We start from the raw sequence: 15,331 nt of genomic DNA on the forward strand, positions 1-15,331 counted from the left end.
GACGCAAATCGGCGCTATTCTAGCAAATAGTCGCCCCCGACGGGGCGCTTCCTGACAGGTAATACTGAGGAATCACCATGGCGCGCTACCGCTTTCACCTGATGAACGGCTTTGCTGAACGATTGCTGGCCGGAGCGGCCATTGCGGTCGTGGAAACCGGCAACCTTGATGACAGCGCAGCCTTGCAGGCACTGGCCTATCAGCTGGGTGCGCCAGAGACTGCATTCGTCGACCCTGCCAGCGGTCGGGCCAGGGTGTATGCGCCACAATACCCGTTACCCAGTTCGGGCCACGCCGCACTGGCAATTGCCGCCGCGCTGGGCGAGCGACTGCTGAAACCGGTCGATTTCGGCTTGGGGCCGGTACAGACCCGCCAGCAGGGCGCGCTATGGCATTTCCAGGCCGAAGCGCCCAAAAGCCGCGCCATCGCCCTGGCCGCCGATGCACTGACCAGCGCGCTGGGCCTTGATTTTGGCGACCTCACCGGACAGAACCTGTTTGTGGATACCGGCATGGAACAATTGCTGGTGCCTGCGCGCTCACAGCAGGCGGTGCTCAAAGCCAAACCCAAGGCGGCCTCACTGGCGCTGCTGGCCAGCAACGGGCCCCATATTGCCCAGTTGGTACTGTGGCATCAGGAAGGCGACGTGACCACCATGCGCAGCTTTGCGTCCGACCAGCTCAATGTGTTCGAGGATTTCGGTGCCGGCAATGCTGCCGCCAACGTGGCGGGTTGGAAACTGGCCACCGGTAGCGTGGCGCCGTTTGCGTTCAAGATCGAACAGGGCCACACCATACAACGTATCGTCAGCAGGCTATCGGTGTTGTATGTGGCGACCGATGCCAGCCGGCGGATCTCGGTGGGCGGGCGCATTTGGAAGGTGGGCGAAGGCGAGCTGGACGTCTGAGCGCCTGTGCTGTACTCATCGGCCTGCAGCCGCGAATAACCGCCATCAAGCCCCGGCCCGGCCGGCTGCTTAGCGGCTTTGGAAAGTGACGCAGCGGCTCTCCCTGTTGTGAACCAACGCCCCCCACCGTCACCGCCGCGAGGGAGCCCCGCTACGCTCGTCACTTGCACGAACAGGGTCTGGACCAACCGGCGCCCGGGAAAACAGGCAGCGCCCCCTGTCCGATCCGGCACTTCACGCCTTGCTGTCCACCGATGGCGCCGGCGGCGCGGCATCATTCTGCAGCAACGCGGCATCCACACCATAGCGGCGTTGCGTGCGGCGGAATGCATCCTGCAATTGCCGCGCCTTGCCATTGGATGGATCGAGCCGGCGCGCGCGCTCCAGATATTGCTGGGCGGTTTCCATATAGCGCACATCCCAGCCGGCCTTGTTCACGCACACCAACAGCGCATTGGCGGCGTTGAGCAGCACCTGCAGATTGCCGGGCAAGGTTTCCAGCGCGCTGATGAAGCGCTCGGCCGCACCGGCATAATCACCGGCATTGGCCGCGCGCACGGCTTCGTTATTGACTTCGACGATATCCTGATTGGCCGACTGGATCAGCGGTGCCGCCAGCTCCGGCCGGCCGATACCGTGATAGAGCGCCTCGACCGCGCCAGCGACCTCTGCATCGTCATTGCGCACGCGCAATGCGTGCTTCACATAGCGTTCGCCGCTCTCCACGTCGCGCCGCGCGTAGCAGCTGTGCGCCAGTTCCAGCAATACCCCGGCCGGCACGTCGGCCATCGCATCCAGCCGCTCGCGTGCTGCGGTGAGCGAGCGTTCGGCCTTGTCACGCTCTTTCAGCGCGGCAAACGCCTCGCCCTCGATCAGGTCGGACACCACCAGCGCCACCTCATCGTGGCGGAAATCACGCTTGACCTGCGCTGCGGTGCGCTGCGCGCCCAGCACGTCTGCATTGGCAAGTTGCGCGCGCGCCAGTTCCGAGTACACGGCCGGATCACGCGTGATGGCAGTACGCGCCAGCTCTACCGCCTGCGCCAGCGCACCTTCGGCCACCGCGCGTTCACCATTGCGCAAGGCCAGCCGCCCGAGCGCGCGTTGACGCTGTGCCACCAGCGGCGAGCGCTGCACCGCATCAGCCAGCACCGCTTGAGCGCCCTGCGCATCACCCAGCGCCTGCAAGGTGCGCGCCAGACCGTCGTAGGCTTCGATCACCAGGTCATGCTCGGTGCGCACGCGCTCGTACAGCAACTGCGCTTCATCGTACTGGCGCAGTGCAAACTGCGAGCGCGCCAGCCCCAGCATTGCCCACGGTGCATCGCGGCTGGCCAGCACTTCGCGGTAGAAATCGCGCGCCTGTACGTGCTCACCCAGCAGCGTCAGCAAGCGTCCCTTGGCTCTGGCCAGCGTATCGGGCTGCGGCTGCACCGCATCACACGCGGCAATCGCCGCCAGGTAATCACCGGTACGCGTAGCCTCATCGATGGGGCGCAACTGCGCCTTGCGCGCCAGCGCAATCATCAGCCGCTGTACGAAATCGGCACTGGAAAACGGCTTGAGCAGGTAGCCATCCGGCGCCAGCTCGGCCGCGCTCATCACCTGCGACGAGCGCCGCTCGCCGGTCACCACCATGAACACACACGAGGGCTTGAGCAACTGATGGCGATGGCAGGCCTCGAACAGGTGCACACCGTCGAGCCCGCCGCCCAGATCGAACTCGGACAGTACGATGTCATAGGGTGTCTGCCCCAGCCGCGCCATGGCATCGGCCAGGCGGCTCACGTAGTCGATCTGCGTCACGCCGCAATCGTTCAACCCGGCGCCGATCGCCTGGCGCATGCCACTGTTGGGATCGATCACCAGCGCCTGCTGGCCGGTCAGATTGGGAGCCCCCTGGATATTTGCCATCGTCGCGTCCTCAGCCCGTTACCGCTTCCAGTTTGGCATAGGCCACCGCCAGCCACTTGGGGCCAGCATCACGGAAGTTCACTTGCACATTGCCGGTGGCGCCACCTTCGTGGTCGATCACCACGCCGATGCCGAACTTTGGGTGCTTCACCGTCATGCCCACAGCCAGCCCATGTTCGGGTGTTTTGTTTTTGGCAGTGCTGGGGGCGGCAAAGCTTTGCGGTGCATAGCCGCGGTTGAGGAAGTGCAACAGCTCTTGCGGCACTTCGTCCAGAAAACGGCTGGCAATCGAATAGCGCGTCTGCCCGTGCAGCATGCGGCTTTGCGCCAGGCTCAGGTACAGGCGCCGGCGCGCGCGGGTAATTGCCACGTACATCAGCCGGCGCTCTTCCTCCAGCCCCTTGGGGTCTGCCGCGCTGTTCTCGTGCGGAAACAGCCCCTCCTCGATACCGGTGAGGAAGACGCTGTGGAATTCCAGCCCCTTGGCAGCATGGATGGTCATCAGCTGCACCGCGTCCTGCCCGATACCGGCCGCGTGCTCACCGCCTTCCAGGCTGGCATTGGCGAGGAATGCAATCAGGTCATTTTCGTCTTCGGTCACGAAACTGGCTGCAGCGTTGACAAGTTCATCCAGGTTGGCAAGGCGCTCTTCGCCTTCCTTGTCGTTACGGTAATGCTCGGCCAAGCCCGATTGTTCCAGCACCACGCTCACCAGTTCTGGCAGCGGCAAGCCTTCCACCTGCTGGCGCATGCTGTCGATCAACTGAACAAAGCGCCCCACCGCCGCCGCGCTGCGGCCAGCCCCGGTCGAGCATGCGGCCAGCCACAGGCTGGTGCCGGTCATACGCGCGGTCTCCTGGATGGTTTCGATGCTGCGGTTGCCGATACCGCGCGTGGGGAAGTTGATGATGCGCAGCAGCGCGTTATCGTCATCGTAATTGGCAATCAGCCGCAGATAGGCCAGTGCATGCTTGATTTCCTGGCGCTCGTAGAAGCGCAGGCCGCCATACACGCGATACGGCACATTGGCCTGTACCAGCGCGTGTTCCAGCACGCGCGATTGCGCATTCGAGCGATAGAGGATGGCAATTTCCGCCAGCGCTTGCCCATCGCGGCGCAACTGGCCAATTTCCTCGACAATGAATTCGGCCTCGCCAAAATCACTCATTGCCTCGAATACACGGATCGGCTCGCCGGCAACATCGTCGGTCCACAGCTTCTTGCCCAGCCGTTCCCGATTATTAGCAATGACTGAATTGGCAGCATCAAGAATGGTGCCGTGTGAGCGATAATTCTGCTCCAGCTTGATCACGTGCTTCACCTGGAAATCACGCTGGAAATCGTACATATTGCCCACATTGGCGCCGCGGAATGCGTAAATCGATTGGTCATCATCACCGACCGCAAACATGGCATTGCTGTCGCCCACCAATAGCTTCAGCCATGCATATTGCAGCCGGTTGGTATCCTGGAATTCATCCACCAGCACATGGCGAAAGCGGCTGCGATAATGTTCACGCAATGCGGCATTGCGCTCCAGCAGTTCGTAACACGCCAGTAATAACTCGGCAAAGTCCACCACGCCTTCACGCCGGCACTGGGTTTCATATTCCAGATAGATACCGGCCAGCGTGCGCGAATAGTCGTCCCAGCTTTGCACGCCAGCAGCGCGCGTGCCGTTTTCCTTCTGGCCATTGATGAAGTGCTGCGTGGGCTTGGGTGGGAAGCGCTCGTCGTCGATATTGAGCGTTTTCATCGCGCGCTTGATTGCCGCCAGTTGATCGGCTGAATCAAGGATGGCAAACGTGGCAGGCAGGCCTGCATCGCGGTGATGCAACCGCAGCATGCGGTTACACAGGCCATGGAAGGTACCCATCCACAGGCCGCGCGGATTGAGTGGCAGCATGGCGGTCAGCCGCGCCAGCATTTCCTTGGCGGCCTTGTTGGTGAAGGTGACCGCCAGGATGCCCGCCGGGCTCACCTGGCCAGTAGTAAGCAGCCACGCAATGCGCGTGGTCAGCACACGGGTCTTGCCACTGCCGGCCCCGGCCAGAATCAGCGCATGCTCGGCCGGCAGCTCGACTGCAGCAGCCTGCTCGGGGTTGAGGAATTCGGTCAGCGGATGCGGCATGGGGGCCTGGGCCTTGATTTCATTGGAATTGATGCGGATTGCGGCAGGTGCAAGGCAGTCTGCGCTGTAATTGTACAAACACCCGGGCACGGCCGGCGAGCAATGCGCGCGATGCTGGGCCGCGCGCGGCAACGCACGATGCATTGCCGTTTGCTGCAAGCCGGTACAGGCCAAAAGAAAAAGGGCAGCACAAGCTGCCCTTTTCAATCATCGGCGTATGAACCGATCAGCGTCAATCAGATGCGCAGGTCGTCGATCGCCTTGCCGGCATTGATCCAGTCCAGCGCCCATTGCGGCTTGCGGCCACGGCCAGACCAAGTCTGGTTGGCATCAGCCGGGTTGCGGAATTGCGCTTTGCCGGCACTGGCGGCTTTCTTGCCGCCCAGCTTCTTGCCCGATTCAAGGCCGAGCACTTCATTCAGCGAAAAACCCCTCGCGGTGGCCAGATTCTGCAGCTCTACCAGCAGGTTCTGCTTGTCGGTCACCTTGCGGCTGGCGATTTCGCGTTCAGTATCTTTTTGCAGTTGGAACAGCTGCGGAAGCGTGTAGCCGGACAAATCCATTCTCAGATCTCCTGATCAGTCAGAGGCGGTCATATTTACGTTACTGATTATGCAGCCGGGTAATTGGTATTTCAAGCCCGATCTGGCCAATCAATTCACCGTAACGTCTTTTCTGAGCCAGCCATTGATTGCCGACAAATCATCCGCGCTCAAAGTGCCCACCGCAGAAGCCAATTGCAAACGGCTATACAGATACTCGTAACGGGCAAAAATCAGGTTGTAGCGCGTCAGGAAATAGCTTTGCTGCGCATTCAACACGTCCACAGTCGTCCGTACGCCGACTTCGCGCCCCAGCTTGGTCGATTCCAGCGTACTCAAGCTCGACTTCAGCGCCTGCTGCAATGCATTCACCTGTGCTGCTCCGCTTTGCACACCGAGAAATGCCTGGCGCGTTTGCTGTACCACGCTGCGGCGCGTGGCCTCGACGGTATCGCGCTGTGCATCGTCCTTGGCAATGGCTTCACGCAATTGCGAGCTGCGATTGCCGCCGGTAAATACCGGGATCGACAGTTGCAGGCCGATGGTGCCGCTATTGGTGCGATCGGTGCCGCCCGAGGTCGAGATACCGCTATCCCGCCACTGGCTACCATAGCTGGCGACCAGATCAAGCGCCGGGGTGCTGGCCAGCCGGTATTTATCGATTTCACGCTTGGCAATCTCCTGATTGAGCTGCTGCGACAGGAAATTGATATTGCTTTGCTCGGCGCGTTGCAGCCACTCGCTCAGCACATTGGGTTGTGGCGGCTGGGTCGCCTGATCAGGGTTGGCGGGCAGCAATCCCACCGCGCTGAGCGAAGTCAGCTCGGTAAACGCGGCGCGGCGCACCTCCAGCTCGTTGGCGAACTGGATTTCATTGGCGACGATGGAATCGTACTGTGCCTGTGCTTCGTTGGTATCGGTAATGGTGGCGGTGCCCACCTCGAACATTTTCTTTGCCTGCTCGAGTTGCAATGCCACCGCCTCCTTTTGCGTGGCGGACAACTCGACCTTGGCTTCGGAGGTCAGCACATCGAAATAGGCACGCGCCACACGCAGGATCAGGTCCTGCTCTGCCGCGGTGTATTGCAGCTCGGCCAGATCGGTTTGCCGGGCCAGTTGATCCTTGCTGGCAAACAGGTCGGCACGATACACCGGCTGGGTGGCGGCAATGCTGCCGCCATATTGCGTGCCGCTTTTATCGGATGCCGCATTGAAGACAGAGGCATTGCCGGGCTCGTATTCGCTCTTCACGCCGGCATAGCTGCCATCGACGGTCACCTTGGGCAGCAACAGCGCACGCCCCTGCACCACTTTTTCGCGGCCTGCCAGCAACGTATTGCGGGCAGAAGCGATGGTGGCATCGTACTTCTGCGCGGCCTGCCACGACTGCATCAGGTCAGCAGCCAGAACGCCCGGCGCGATCAATGCAAGACTGAGGGCAAGAATGGTTTTCTTCATTTCTGTCTTTCCCAAAACAATTAATTCGTAGCCGGCTGTTGGGCCGGCCGGGGAATGCGGAACCAGGCCGCGTACAGCGCAGGCAGGAACAACAGGGTCAGCACCGTGGCCACCAGCAGGCCGCCCATGATGGCCATGGCCATCGGGCCCCACAGGGTATCCTGCGTAAGCGGAACCATTGCCAGCACCGCGGCAACCGCCGTGAGCATGATGGGGCGGAAGCGGCGCACGGCCGATTCGATGATGGCATCCCAGGCAGCCATGCCCTCACCGATATGCTGTTCGATCTGATCCATCAGAATCACCGAATTGCGCATGATCATACCCGACAGCGCAATGACGCCGAGCGTGGCAACAAAACCGAACGGTGCGCGGAACAGCAACAACGCCATCGTCACGCCGATCATTCCCAGCGGCGCGGTCAGCAGCACCATGATCATCCGCTGGATACTTTGCAATTGCAGCATCAATAGTGTCATGACCACGATCAGCATCAGCGGCATCACCGCAGCGATGGAATCCTCGCTCTTTTTCGAGGCTTCCAGCGTGCCGCCGATTTCGATGTGATAGCCATGCGGCAATTTTGCTTCCACTTCCTGCACCTTGGGCCACAAGGCCATAGCAACGTCCGGCGGCTGCGCATCGTTGACGTCCGCCCGCACAGACAGTGTCGGCACACGGTTGTGGCGCCAGATCACGCTCTCTTCCGTTTGCAGCTCCACCTTGGCCAGTTGCCCCAGCGGCACCGTACGCCCGTTGCCCAGTTGCACCGGCAGGCTTTCCACCGAAGCCAGCGATTTGCGATCTTCCGGCGCCAGCCGGCTCACCACGTCGATCAGCTGATTGTCTTCACGGTATTGCGTTGCAGTTACGCCGGATATCGCCATTTGCAGCGTTTGTGCCAGTTGCTGTGAGGTCAGCCCGGCCTGGCGCAAGCGGTCCTGGTCAACGCGCAGGCGCAGCACCTTCACTTTCTCGCCCCAGTCGAAATTGACGGTGCGTGCATGCGGGTTGGCACGCATGATGGCCGCCACCTGCTCACCGGCGCTGCGCAATACTGCCGGGTCATCGCCGGAGATACGGAACTGCAGCGGGTAACCCACCGGCGGGCCGTTTTCCAGCCGGGTAACACGGCCGCGTACCTGGGCGAAATCATTCTCGAACAGCGTGGTGATGCGTTTGTACACGTCTTCGCGCACGTGTTCATCGCGCGTCATCACCGTCAGCTGTGCGTAGTTGATATTGGGCATCTGCTCGTCCAGCGGCAGGTAGTAACGCGGCGAGCCGCTGCCCACATAGCTGGTAATGCTGACGATGTTCTTGTCGCCGGCCAGTGCGGTCTCCAGCTTCTTCACTTCGCGTTCGGTGGCCTCGAACGACGCGGTATACGGCAGCCACAGATCGACCATCAGCTCGGGACGGCTGGATGCCGGGAAGAATTGCTTGGGCACGAACAATGCAAACAGCACCAGCGACAACACGAAGGCGCCCACAGTAATCGCAATGGTGGTCTTGCGCATGGTGATGCACCAGGTCACCAGCGCGCGGAACATCCGGTAGAAACGCCCGGCATGCACTACATGGTGTTCATCCTTGGCACGCTCTGGCAGCAGCTGGTACCCCAAGTAGGGCGTGAACACCACCGCGACGATCCATGACAGCACCAGCGCAATACCCACCACCGCAAAAATCGAGAACGTGTATTCACCCGCATCCGATTTGGCCAAGCCTACCGGCAGGAAGCCGGCGACGGTGATCAGCGTGCCGGTCAGCATCGGGAACGCGGTGGATGAATACGCAAAGGTGGCCGCGCGGAAGCGATCCCAGCCTTCCTCGAGCTTGAGGGCCATCATTTCCACCGCGATGATCGCATCATCCACCAGCAGGCCCAGCGCGATTACCAGCGCGCCGAACGAGATGCGCTGCAGCTCGATGTTGAAGTACCACATGCCCAGGAAAGTCAGTGCCAGCACCAGCGGGATCGATAGCGCCACCACGATGCCGGTACGCCAGCCCAGGCTGAGGAAGCTCACCGCCAGCACGATGGCCACCGCTTCCAGCAAGGACTCCATGAAGATTTTCACCGCGCCGTGCACGATGGCCGGCTGATCGGAGATCGCATGCACTTCGATGCCGACCGGCAGGCTGGCTTTCACGCCTTTCATGCTGGCATCGATCTGCTCGCCCATGCGCAGCACGTCGCCGCCCTTGCGCATGGAGATGCCCAGCGCGATCGCCTCCTTGCCCTGGTAGCGCACCCTGGTTTGCGGCGGATCGATGGTGGCGCGGTACACCCTGGCCACGTCACCCAGCCGGAAGGTCTTGCCGGCGATGGTGATGGGCGCGCTCTTGAGCATGTCCACCGCGTCGAAGCCGCCGGAGACGCGCAGGAACACGCGCTCGTCCGGGCCGTCTATGCTGCCGGCCGGCGTGACGGTATTGGTTGCGGACAGCATCTGGTTGATCTGGAACGGGCTGACCGCCAGGCTGGCAAGCTTGGCCGCCGCGTACTCGACGTAGATTTTCTGGTCCTGCGCGCCGATCAGCTTGACCTTGTTCACGTCCGGGTTGCGCAGCAGTTCGGTCTTGGCGTGCTCGACGTACTCCTTCAGCTCCGGATAGCTGAAACCATCCGCAGTGAACGCGTACAGATTGCCGAAGGTATCGCCGAACTCGTCATTGAAAAACGGCCCCACCGTGCCCGCCGGCAAGGTGCCGGCAATATCGCCGATGCGCTTGCGGATCTGGTACCAGTTGTTCTCTACGTTCTTGCCCGGCACAGCTTCGCGCAGTTGCACGATGATCAGTGCCTCGCCCGCGCGCGAGTAGCTTTTCATGACGTCGACGTCAGCCAGGCCCTGCATCGCCTCTTCCAGCCGGTCGGTCAGCTGCTTTTCCACCTCGCCAGCCGATGCGCCAGGCCAGAACGCACGGACCACCATGGCCTTGAACGTGAACTCCGGGTCTTCCTTCTGCCCGAGCTTGGTGTACGCCAGCACGCCAGCCAGCGACAGGATAACGATCAGGTAAAGCACCAAAGAGCGGTGGGTGAGTGCCCATGCGGACAGGTTGAAGCGGCTGACGTGCGCTTCGATATGGGTATCCTGGTTTTCCGGATGCATCGCTCATGCTCCCGGCTGGCTGGCGGTCTGGCCGGCAGCGGCATTACTGATCAGCTTGACGGTCTGGCCTTCGCGCAGCATGTGCACGCCAGCGGTCACCACCACGGTGCCCGGCGTCACGCCTTCCACCACGATGCCGTTCTCGGTCACGCCCTTCACCTTGACCGGAATGCTGCGGACCTTGTGGCTGGCCGCATCGTAGCGCCACAGCTTTTTCTGGCCGTTCACGTCCAGCAGCGCCGTCAGTGGCAGCTTGAAATCCTGTGTATGTGTCTGATCGCCGGTGGGCACCAGCACGGTGGCGGACATGCCCAGCTGCACACCATCATCTGCATCATTCAGCGTCACCCGTGCAGCAAAGGTACGGCTGGATGCATCGGCGGACGGGGATAGCTCGCGCACGCTGCCGTGATAGGTCTTGCCGCTGACTGCCCAGAGTTTCACCTGCAGCGCCTGCCCCACCTTGAGCGCATCGCGCAGGTTTTCCGGCACCGCCACTTCGATTTCGCGCGCGCCATCGCGTGCCAGCGTCAGCACCGGCTGCCCTGCGGCAACCACCTGGCCCGGCTCTGCAGCCACCTGAGTGACCACGCCAGCGGCATCTGCGCTCAGCGTGGCATAAGCGGCCTGGTTGCCAGCCAGCCTGGCCTGCGCTTCCGCCTGCTTGAGCGTATCCTGCGCGGCGTTGAGCGCGGTCAGCGTGCGGTCCACTTCGGCGCGGCTGACAAAGTTTTTGGCCAATAGGTCATTGGCGCGCTGGTTGTCGATTCTGGCCTGCGCCAGCTGGGTGCGCGCGGCAGACAATGCTGCCGATGCCGCCGCTGCAGACAGGCTGGCATCGGCCGGGTCCAGCCGGGCCAGCGCCTGGCCGGCCACCACGCGGCTGCCGGCATCGACCTTGCGCTCCACCAGCTTGCCAGCCAGCCGGAACGATAGCGGCGATTCGACGCGCGCACGCACCACCCCCGTCAGCTCGGCCTGGCCGGCCACCGCCTGCGGCCTCACCACCACGGTACGCACCGGCCTGATCTCGTCAACGGGCGCAGCAGGTTTCTGGCAAGCAGACAACACGCTGACAAAGCCCAGCGTACCCAACACGGCCCACGGCCGGATGCAACGATCATTCATGGTGAACTTCCTGGCAGAGACTAAAAATCGGGGAACAGGCGCGCGCCTGCTGGCAGCCGTTATTCCGGCGCGGTACAGGCCACTTCGCCGGGGCGGGCCAACAGGCCGCCCAGCGCAACGTCGATGAATGAGTCCAGATAGGCTTGCGGATCGGCCGCCAGGTTGCCGCACGGCACATTGCCGCTGCGCGACAGCATGGCCATGACGATGGGCGCGGCCAGCACGTCGATGGTTTGCTCGACGTTGACCGGGCGGAATTCACCGCTGGCAATGCCCATCTCGAGCACGCGCCGGAACAGCGACTGGCCCGGATGGATGAATTCGCGCTCGTATACGTCAAGCACTTCGGGGAAATTGCCGCCTTCGGCAATCATCAGCTTGGGTAGCGCCGACAGCGAGGTTTCGCCCATGGTCTTCCACCACAGTTGCACCAGCTCGCGCAGCAGGCCTGCGGCATTGCCTTGGAAATTGGCGAGCTGTGCGCTGGCCTCTTCGATTTCCGGCAGCAGCAACTCGCGGATCACCGCCTTGAAGATCTCTTCCTTGTTGGCGAAGTACAGATAGGGCGTGCCGCGGGTAACGCCCGCCTCGCGCGCGATGTCTTCGATGCGCGTGGCGGCGTAGCCCTTCTGCACGAACAGCGCCAGCGCCGCCTCGAGGATTTCCTGCGGGCGGGCTTCCTTGCGTCGCGACCAGCGTTTGCACAGCATGATTTCTGCCTTTGCCTGCCGTGATCACCTGGAGAAAACAGCGCCCCATGTCTTTCAGACGGCAACTAATAAATGAATGTTCATTTATTATTCTGCGCAACAGTACACGCTGTCAATAAACTTGCATGGTTTGTTTCAGCGGGCCAAAAATTTTGCACAAATTCACGTTACAAATTGCAAACCCGGATTACGCTGCACGCGGCAACAGGTCTACAATTCGCGCCAATTCCTCCCTTCTGCCGGAGCCTTGCCATGACCGAAATCACCGCACTCGACAAAGCCAACATCCTTTCCGAAGCGCTGCCCTATATCCAGCGCTTCTTCGACAAGACCATCGTGATCAAGTACGGCGGCAACGCCATGATCGACGAGGAGCTCAAGGAAGGCTTCGCACAGGACGTGGTGCTGCTCAAGCTGGTGGGCATGAACCCGGTGGTGGTGCATGGCGGCGGCCCGCAGATCAATGACCTGCTCGACCGCATCGGCAAGAAAGGCGAATTCATCCAGGGCATGCGCGTGACCGACGCCGAAACCATGGACGTGGTCGAGATGGTGCTGGGCGGCCATGTGAACAAGGAAATCGTTTCGCTGATCAACAAGCACGGTGGCAAGGCAGTAGGCCTGACCGGCCAGGACAGCCACTTCATCCGCGCGCACAAGATGCTGCTGAAGAACGAAGCTGGCGAAGAGACCGTGGATATCGGCCAGGTGGGCGAGATCGACAAGATCGACCCATCCATCGTCATGCATCTGGACGCAGCCGATTTCATCCCGGTGATCGCGCCGATCGGCGTGGATACCGAAGGGGAAAGCCTCAACATCAATGCCGACCTGGTTGCCGGCAAGCTGGCCGAAGTGCTGCACGCGGAAAAGCTGATCCTGATGACCAACACACCCGGCGTGCTCGACAAGGACGGCAACCTGCTGACCAAGCTGACCGCGCGCCGCATCGACGAGTTGTTTGCCGATGGCACCATCTCCGGCGGCATGATGCCCAAGATCGCGTCGGCACTGGATGCAGCCAAGAGCGGCGTGAACTCGGTGCACATCATCGACGGCCGCGTGAAACACGCGCTGCTGCTGGAAGTGCTGACCGAACAAGGCGTGGGCACGATGATCCGCGCCAAGTAAGCGCTCATCCTCACGCTCAGGAAAGCCGCCTTCGGGCGGCTTTCCTTTTGCGGTGCCCCGCTCTGCACCGCCGGGTATCACATCGTGCCGTAAGCTGGCTTGACAAGCTGCGCCAGTGAGCCAAAGTTCAGGTATGCGTCCGGATTGAAGCCATCATGATCGAACTGAAATACCTGAATGTATGCCTGGTGGAACCCTCCGTCGTGCAAGCGCATTTCATCAAGCAGGAACTGGCAGAGCTGGGTGTCACCCGCGTGGACATCGTGAACAGCGGCGCAGCAGCGATCAGCCGCCTGGAAGCAGGCCCACCACTGGATGTATTGCTGTCAGCACTGTATCTGCCGGACATGACCGGCACCGAGCTGGTCTACCAGCTGCGTACCAGCGGCGTACATACCGAATTGCCATTTATCCTGGTTTCATCGGAAACCAAACCCCATGTGCTTGATCCAATACGTCAGGCAGGATCGATTGCGATTCTGCCCAAGCCATTCACGCGCGCACAGCTACAGGTGGCGCTGGGTAACACGCTGTCCTATCTGAACGCCGACGTAGACCGCGACGAGTTCGAAAGCCTGCATGTGGAAGATCTGAAAGTGCTGGTGGTTGACGACAGCAGCACCGCACGCCGGCATATCCGCAGCATCCTGGAGAAACTGGGATTCGAGCGGTTTACCGAGGCCATCAACGGACGCGAAGCCATTGCTGCATTGGGAGAAAGCCTGTTCGACCTGGTGGTGACCGATTACAACATGCCGGAAATCGATGGCCGTGAACTCACCAGTTATATCCGCCAGCGCAGCGCGCAGAGTACCGTGCCGGTGCTGATGGTGTCGTCGGAGAAAAACGAGGAACGGCTGGCCGCCGTGCAGGAAGCCGGCGTTTCGGCGGTGTGCGACAAGCCTTTCGATACCGCACATGTAAAAAGCCTGCTGGCGCAGATGCTCAAGCACGAAGGATGAATTCAGGCAGCAGCAAGCCTTGCAAGACGACGAACGGCAGCTACATTGGTAGTATCCGCCCCACCTGATGATCCGGAGACGATCATGAAAAACGTACGCCAACTCCTTGCCAGCAAGGAATTACACAGCACCATGTCGGTGCCGCCGCAAGCGACCGTTTACCAGGCCCTGCAAATCCTTGCCGAGAAGAACATCGGCGCATTGCTGGTGATGGAAGGCGAGCAACTGGTCGGCATCTTTTCGGAGCGCGATTACGCCCGCAAGGTGATCCTGATGGGCAAGACCTCGGCCGGTACGCCGGTTTCCGAGATCATGACCCGCAAGCTGATCTGCGTCTCGCCAGGCGTCACCGTCGATGAGTGCCTGGGCCTGATGACCGAAAAGCGCATCCGCCACCTGCCGGTACTGGACGGCGAGAAGGTGGTGGGCATCCTGTCCATCGGTGACCTGGTGCGCGAGAAAATCGCCGACCAGCAATTCACCATCGACCAGCTCGAACACTATATCCACCAGACCCCGGCCGTCGCGCAGCCGCATTAACGGCGATAATGCCCCTGGCCTACCACTACACAAGCCGGCGCCCAGCCGGCTTTCTCATGCGCAAACCTGCCCGCTCCACCCGCCAGCCCGTATGGCTGTTTGATCTCGACAACACGCTGCACGATGCCAGCCGGCACGCGTTTCCCACCATCGATGGCGCCATGACACAGTTCATCGCGGAGGCGCTGGCCATCCAAGCCGATGCAGCATCGCATTTGCGCGTGCATTACTGGCAGCGTTACGGCGCCACCATACTGGGGCTGCTGCGGCACCACCCGCATATCGATCCCCGCCATTTCCTCGCGCATAGCCACCCGCTGACCGAGCTGCTGCAGGCGGTTTACCCGATGAAAGGGCTGAAGCGCACGCTGCAGCAGCTACCGGGCCGCAAGATCCTGTTCACAAATGGTCCACAGCTTTATGCACAGGCGATGCTGAACGCGCTGGGCGTAGCGGCGCATTTTGACGGGATCTTCTCGGTTGACCGTGCCCGCGGTTACGTTCCCAAACCGCAGATGCGCACCTACCGGCAGTTGCTGCGGCATTTCCGGCTACAGGCCAGCGATTGCATCCTGGTGGAAGACAGCCGGGACAATCTGCAACCGGCCAGACGCCTGGGCATGCGGACCATCTGGATCAAGCGCGGCGTGCGCGGCAGTGCGTGGGCCGATCACACCATCCGGCAACTGGCCGATTTGCGCACACGGCGCTGTTCATGAAAAAAGGCGCGGCAATGCCGCGCCTTGAGCTGAAACTGTCCGGGAAGCGATCGGGGAGCAGACCCG

12 protein-coding genes are annotated in these 15,331 nt (G+C 61.5%); 5 read left to right on the forward strand and 7 right to left on the reverse strand.

Annotated elements, in window-relative coordinates; translation table 11 throughout:
* Nucleotides 1-77 precede the first annotated feature (77 nt).
* Nucleotides 78-908 (forward strand): PhzF family phenazine biosynthesis protein, encoded by an 831-nt coding sequence (locus IGB42_RS03095; protein ID WP_159666593.1) that lies wholly within the window; start codon nt 78-80, stop codon nt 906-908.
* Between the two features lie 234 nt (nt 909-1,142).
* On the opposite strand, the gene IGB42_RS03100 is transcribed toward IGB42_RS03095, so the two are convergent.
* From IGB42_RS03100 to IGB42_RS03130, 7 genes are all read right to left on the reverse strand, one after another.
* Nucleotides 1,143-2,822 carry a response regulator gene (locus IGB42_RS03100; protein ID WP_159666597.1) on the reverse strand — a complete coding sequence of 560 codons (1,680 nt, stop codon included), beginning with the start codon at nt 2,820-2,822 and terminating at the stop codon, nt 1,143-1,145.
* 10 nt (nt 2,823-2,832) lie between these two features.
* Nucleotides 2,833-4,953: a UvrD-helicase domain-containing protein gene (locus IGB42_RS03105; protein ID WP_159666600.1), complete on the reverse strand. Its 2,121-nt coding sequence runs from the start codon at nt 4,951-4,953 to the stop codon at nt 2,833-2,835.
* A 236-nt stretch (nt 4,954-5,189) separates the two neighbouring features.
* The gene (locus tag IGB42_RS03110) at nt 5,190-5,516 is read right to left on the reverse strand and encodes an H-NS family nucleoid-associated regulatory protein (RefSeq protein ID WP_159666603.1); all 327 of its coding nucleotides are present in this window, start codon (nt 5,514-5,516) and stop codon (nt 5,190-5,192) included.
* Nucleotides 5,517-5,606: 90 nt separating this feature from the next.
* Nucleotides 5,607-6,953: a TolC family outer membrane protein gene (locus IGB42_RS03115; protein ID WP_159666606.1), complete on the reverse strand. Its 1,347-nt coding sequence runs from the start codon at nt 6,951-6,953 to the stop codon at nt 5,607-5,609.
* A gap of 20 nt (nt 6,954-6,973) precedes the next feature.
* Nucleotides 6,974-10,075, reverse strand: a complete 3,102-nt coding sequence (locus IGB42_RS03120) for an efflux RND transporter permease subunit (RefSeq protein WP_159666609.1) — start codon at nt 10,073-10,075, stop codon at nt 6,974-6,976.
* Nucleotides 10,076-10,078: 3 nt separating this feature from the next.
* Nucleotides 10,079-11,203 (reverse strand): efflux RND transporter periplasmic adaptor subunit, encoded by a 1,125-nt coding sequence (locus IGB42_RS03125; RefSeq protein ID WP_159666612.1) that lies wholly within the window; start codon nt 11,201-11,203, stop codon nt 10,079-10,081.
* A 59-nt stretch (nt 11,204-11,262) separates the two neighbouring features.
* Entirely contained in the window at nt 11,263-11,913 is a 651-nt protein-coding gene (locus IGB42_RS03130; protein WP_159666615.1) for a TetR/AcrR family transcriptional regulator, read from the reverse strand.
* A 252-nt stretch (nt 11,914-12,165) separates the two neighbouring features.
* Between IGB42_RS03130 and argB the strand changes: the two genes are divergently transcribed.
* The 4 genes from argB to IGB42_RS03150 all read left to right on the forward strand — a co-directional run bounded on the left by argB (nt 12,166) and on the right by IGB42_RS03150 (nt 15,265).
* Nucleotides 12,166-13,044 carry an acetylglutamate kinase gene (gene argB, locus IGB42_RS03135; protein ID WP_159666618.1) on the forward strand — a complete coding sequence of 293 codons (879 nt, stop codon included), beginning with the start codon at nt 12,166-12,168 and terminating at the stop codon, nt 13,042-13,044.
* Between the two features lie 155 nt (nt 13,045-13,199).
* Nucleotides 13,200-14,006, forward strand: coding sequence for a response regulator (locus IGB42_RS03140; RefSeq protein WP_159666621.1), 807 nt, complete (start codon nt 13,200-13,202; stop codon nt 14,004-14,006).
* Nucleotides 14,007-14,090: 84 nt separating this feature from the next.
* A complete protein-coding gene (locus tag IGB42_RS03145) occupies nt 14,091-14,546 on the forward strand; it encodes a CBS domain-containing protein (RefSeq protein WP_159666624.1) in 456 nt (151 codons plus the stop codon).
* 56 nt (nt 14,547-14,602) lie between these two features.
* The gene (locus IGB42_RS03150) at nt 14,603-15,265 is read left to right on the forward strand and encodes a pyrimidine 5'-nucleotidase (RefSeq protein WP_159666627.1); all 663 of its coding nucleotides are present in this window, start codon (nt 14,603-14,605) and stop codon (nt 15,263-15,265) included.
* The last annotated feature ends 66 nt before the right edge of the window (nt 15,266-15,331 follow it).

This window comes from Andreprevotia sp. IGB-42 (assembly GCF_009848685.1).
In the GTDB taxonomy this organism is placed as follows: Bacteria; Pseudomonadota; Gammaproteobacteria; order Burkholderiales; family Chitinibacteraceae; genus Andreprevotia.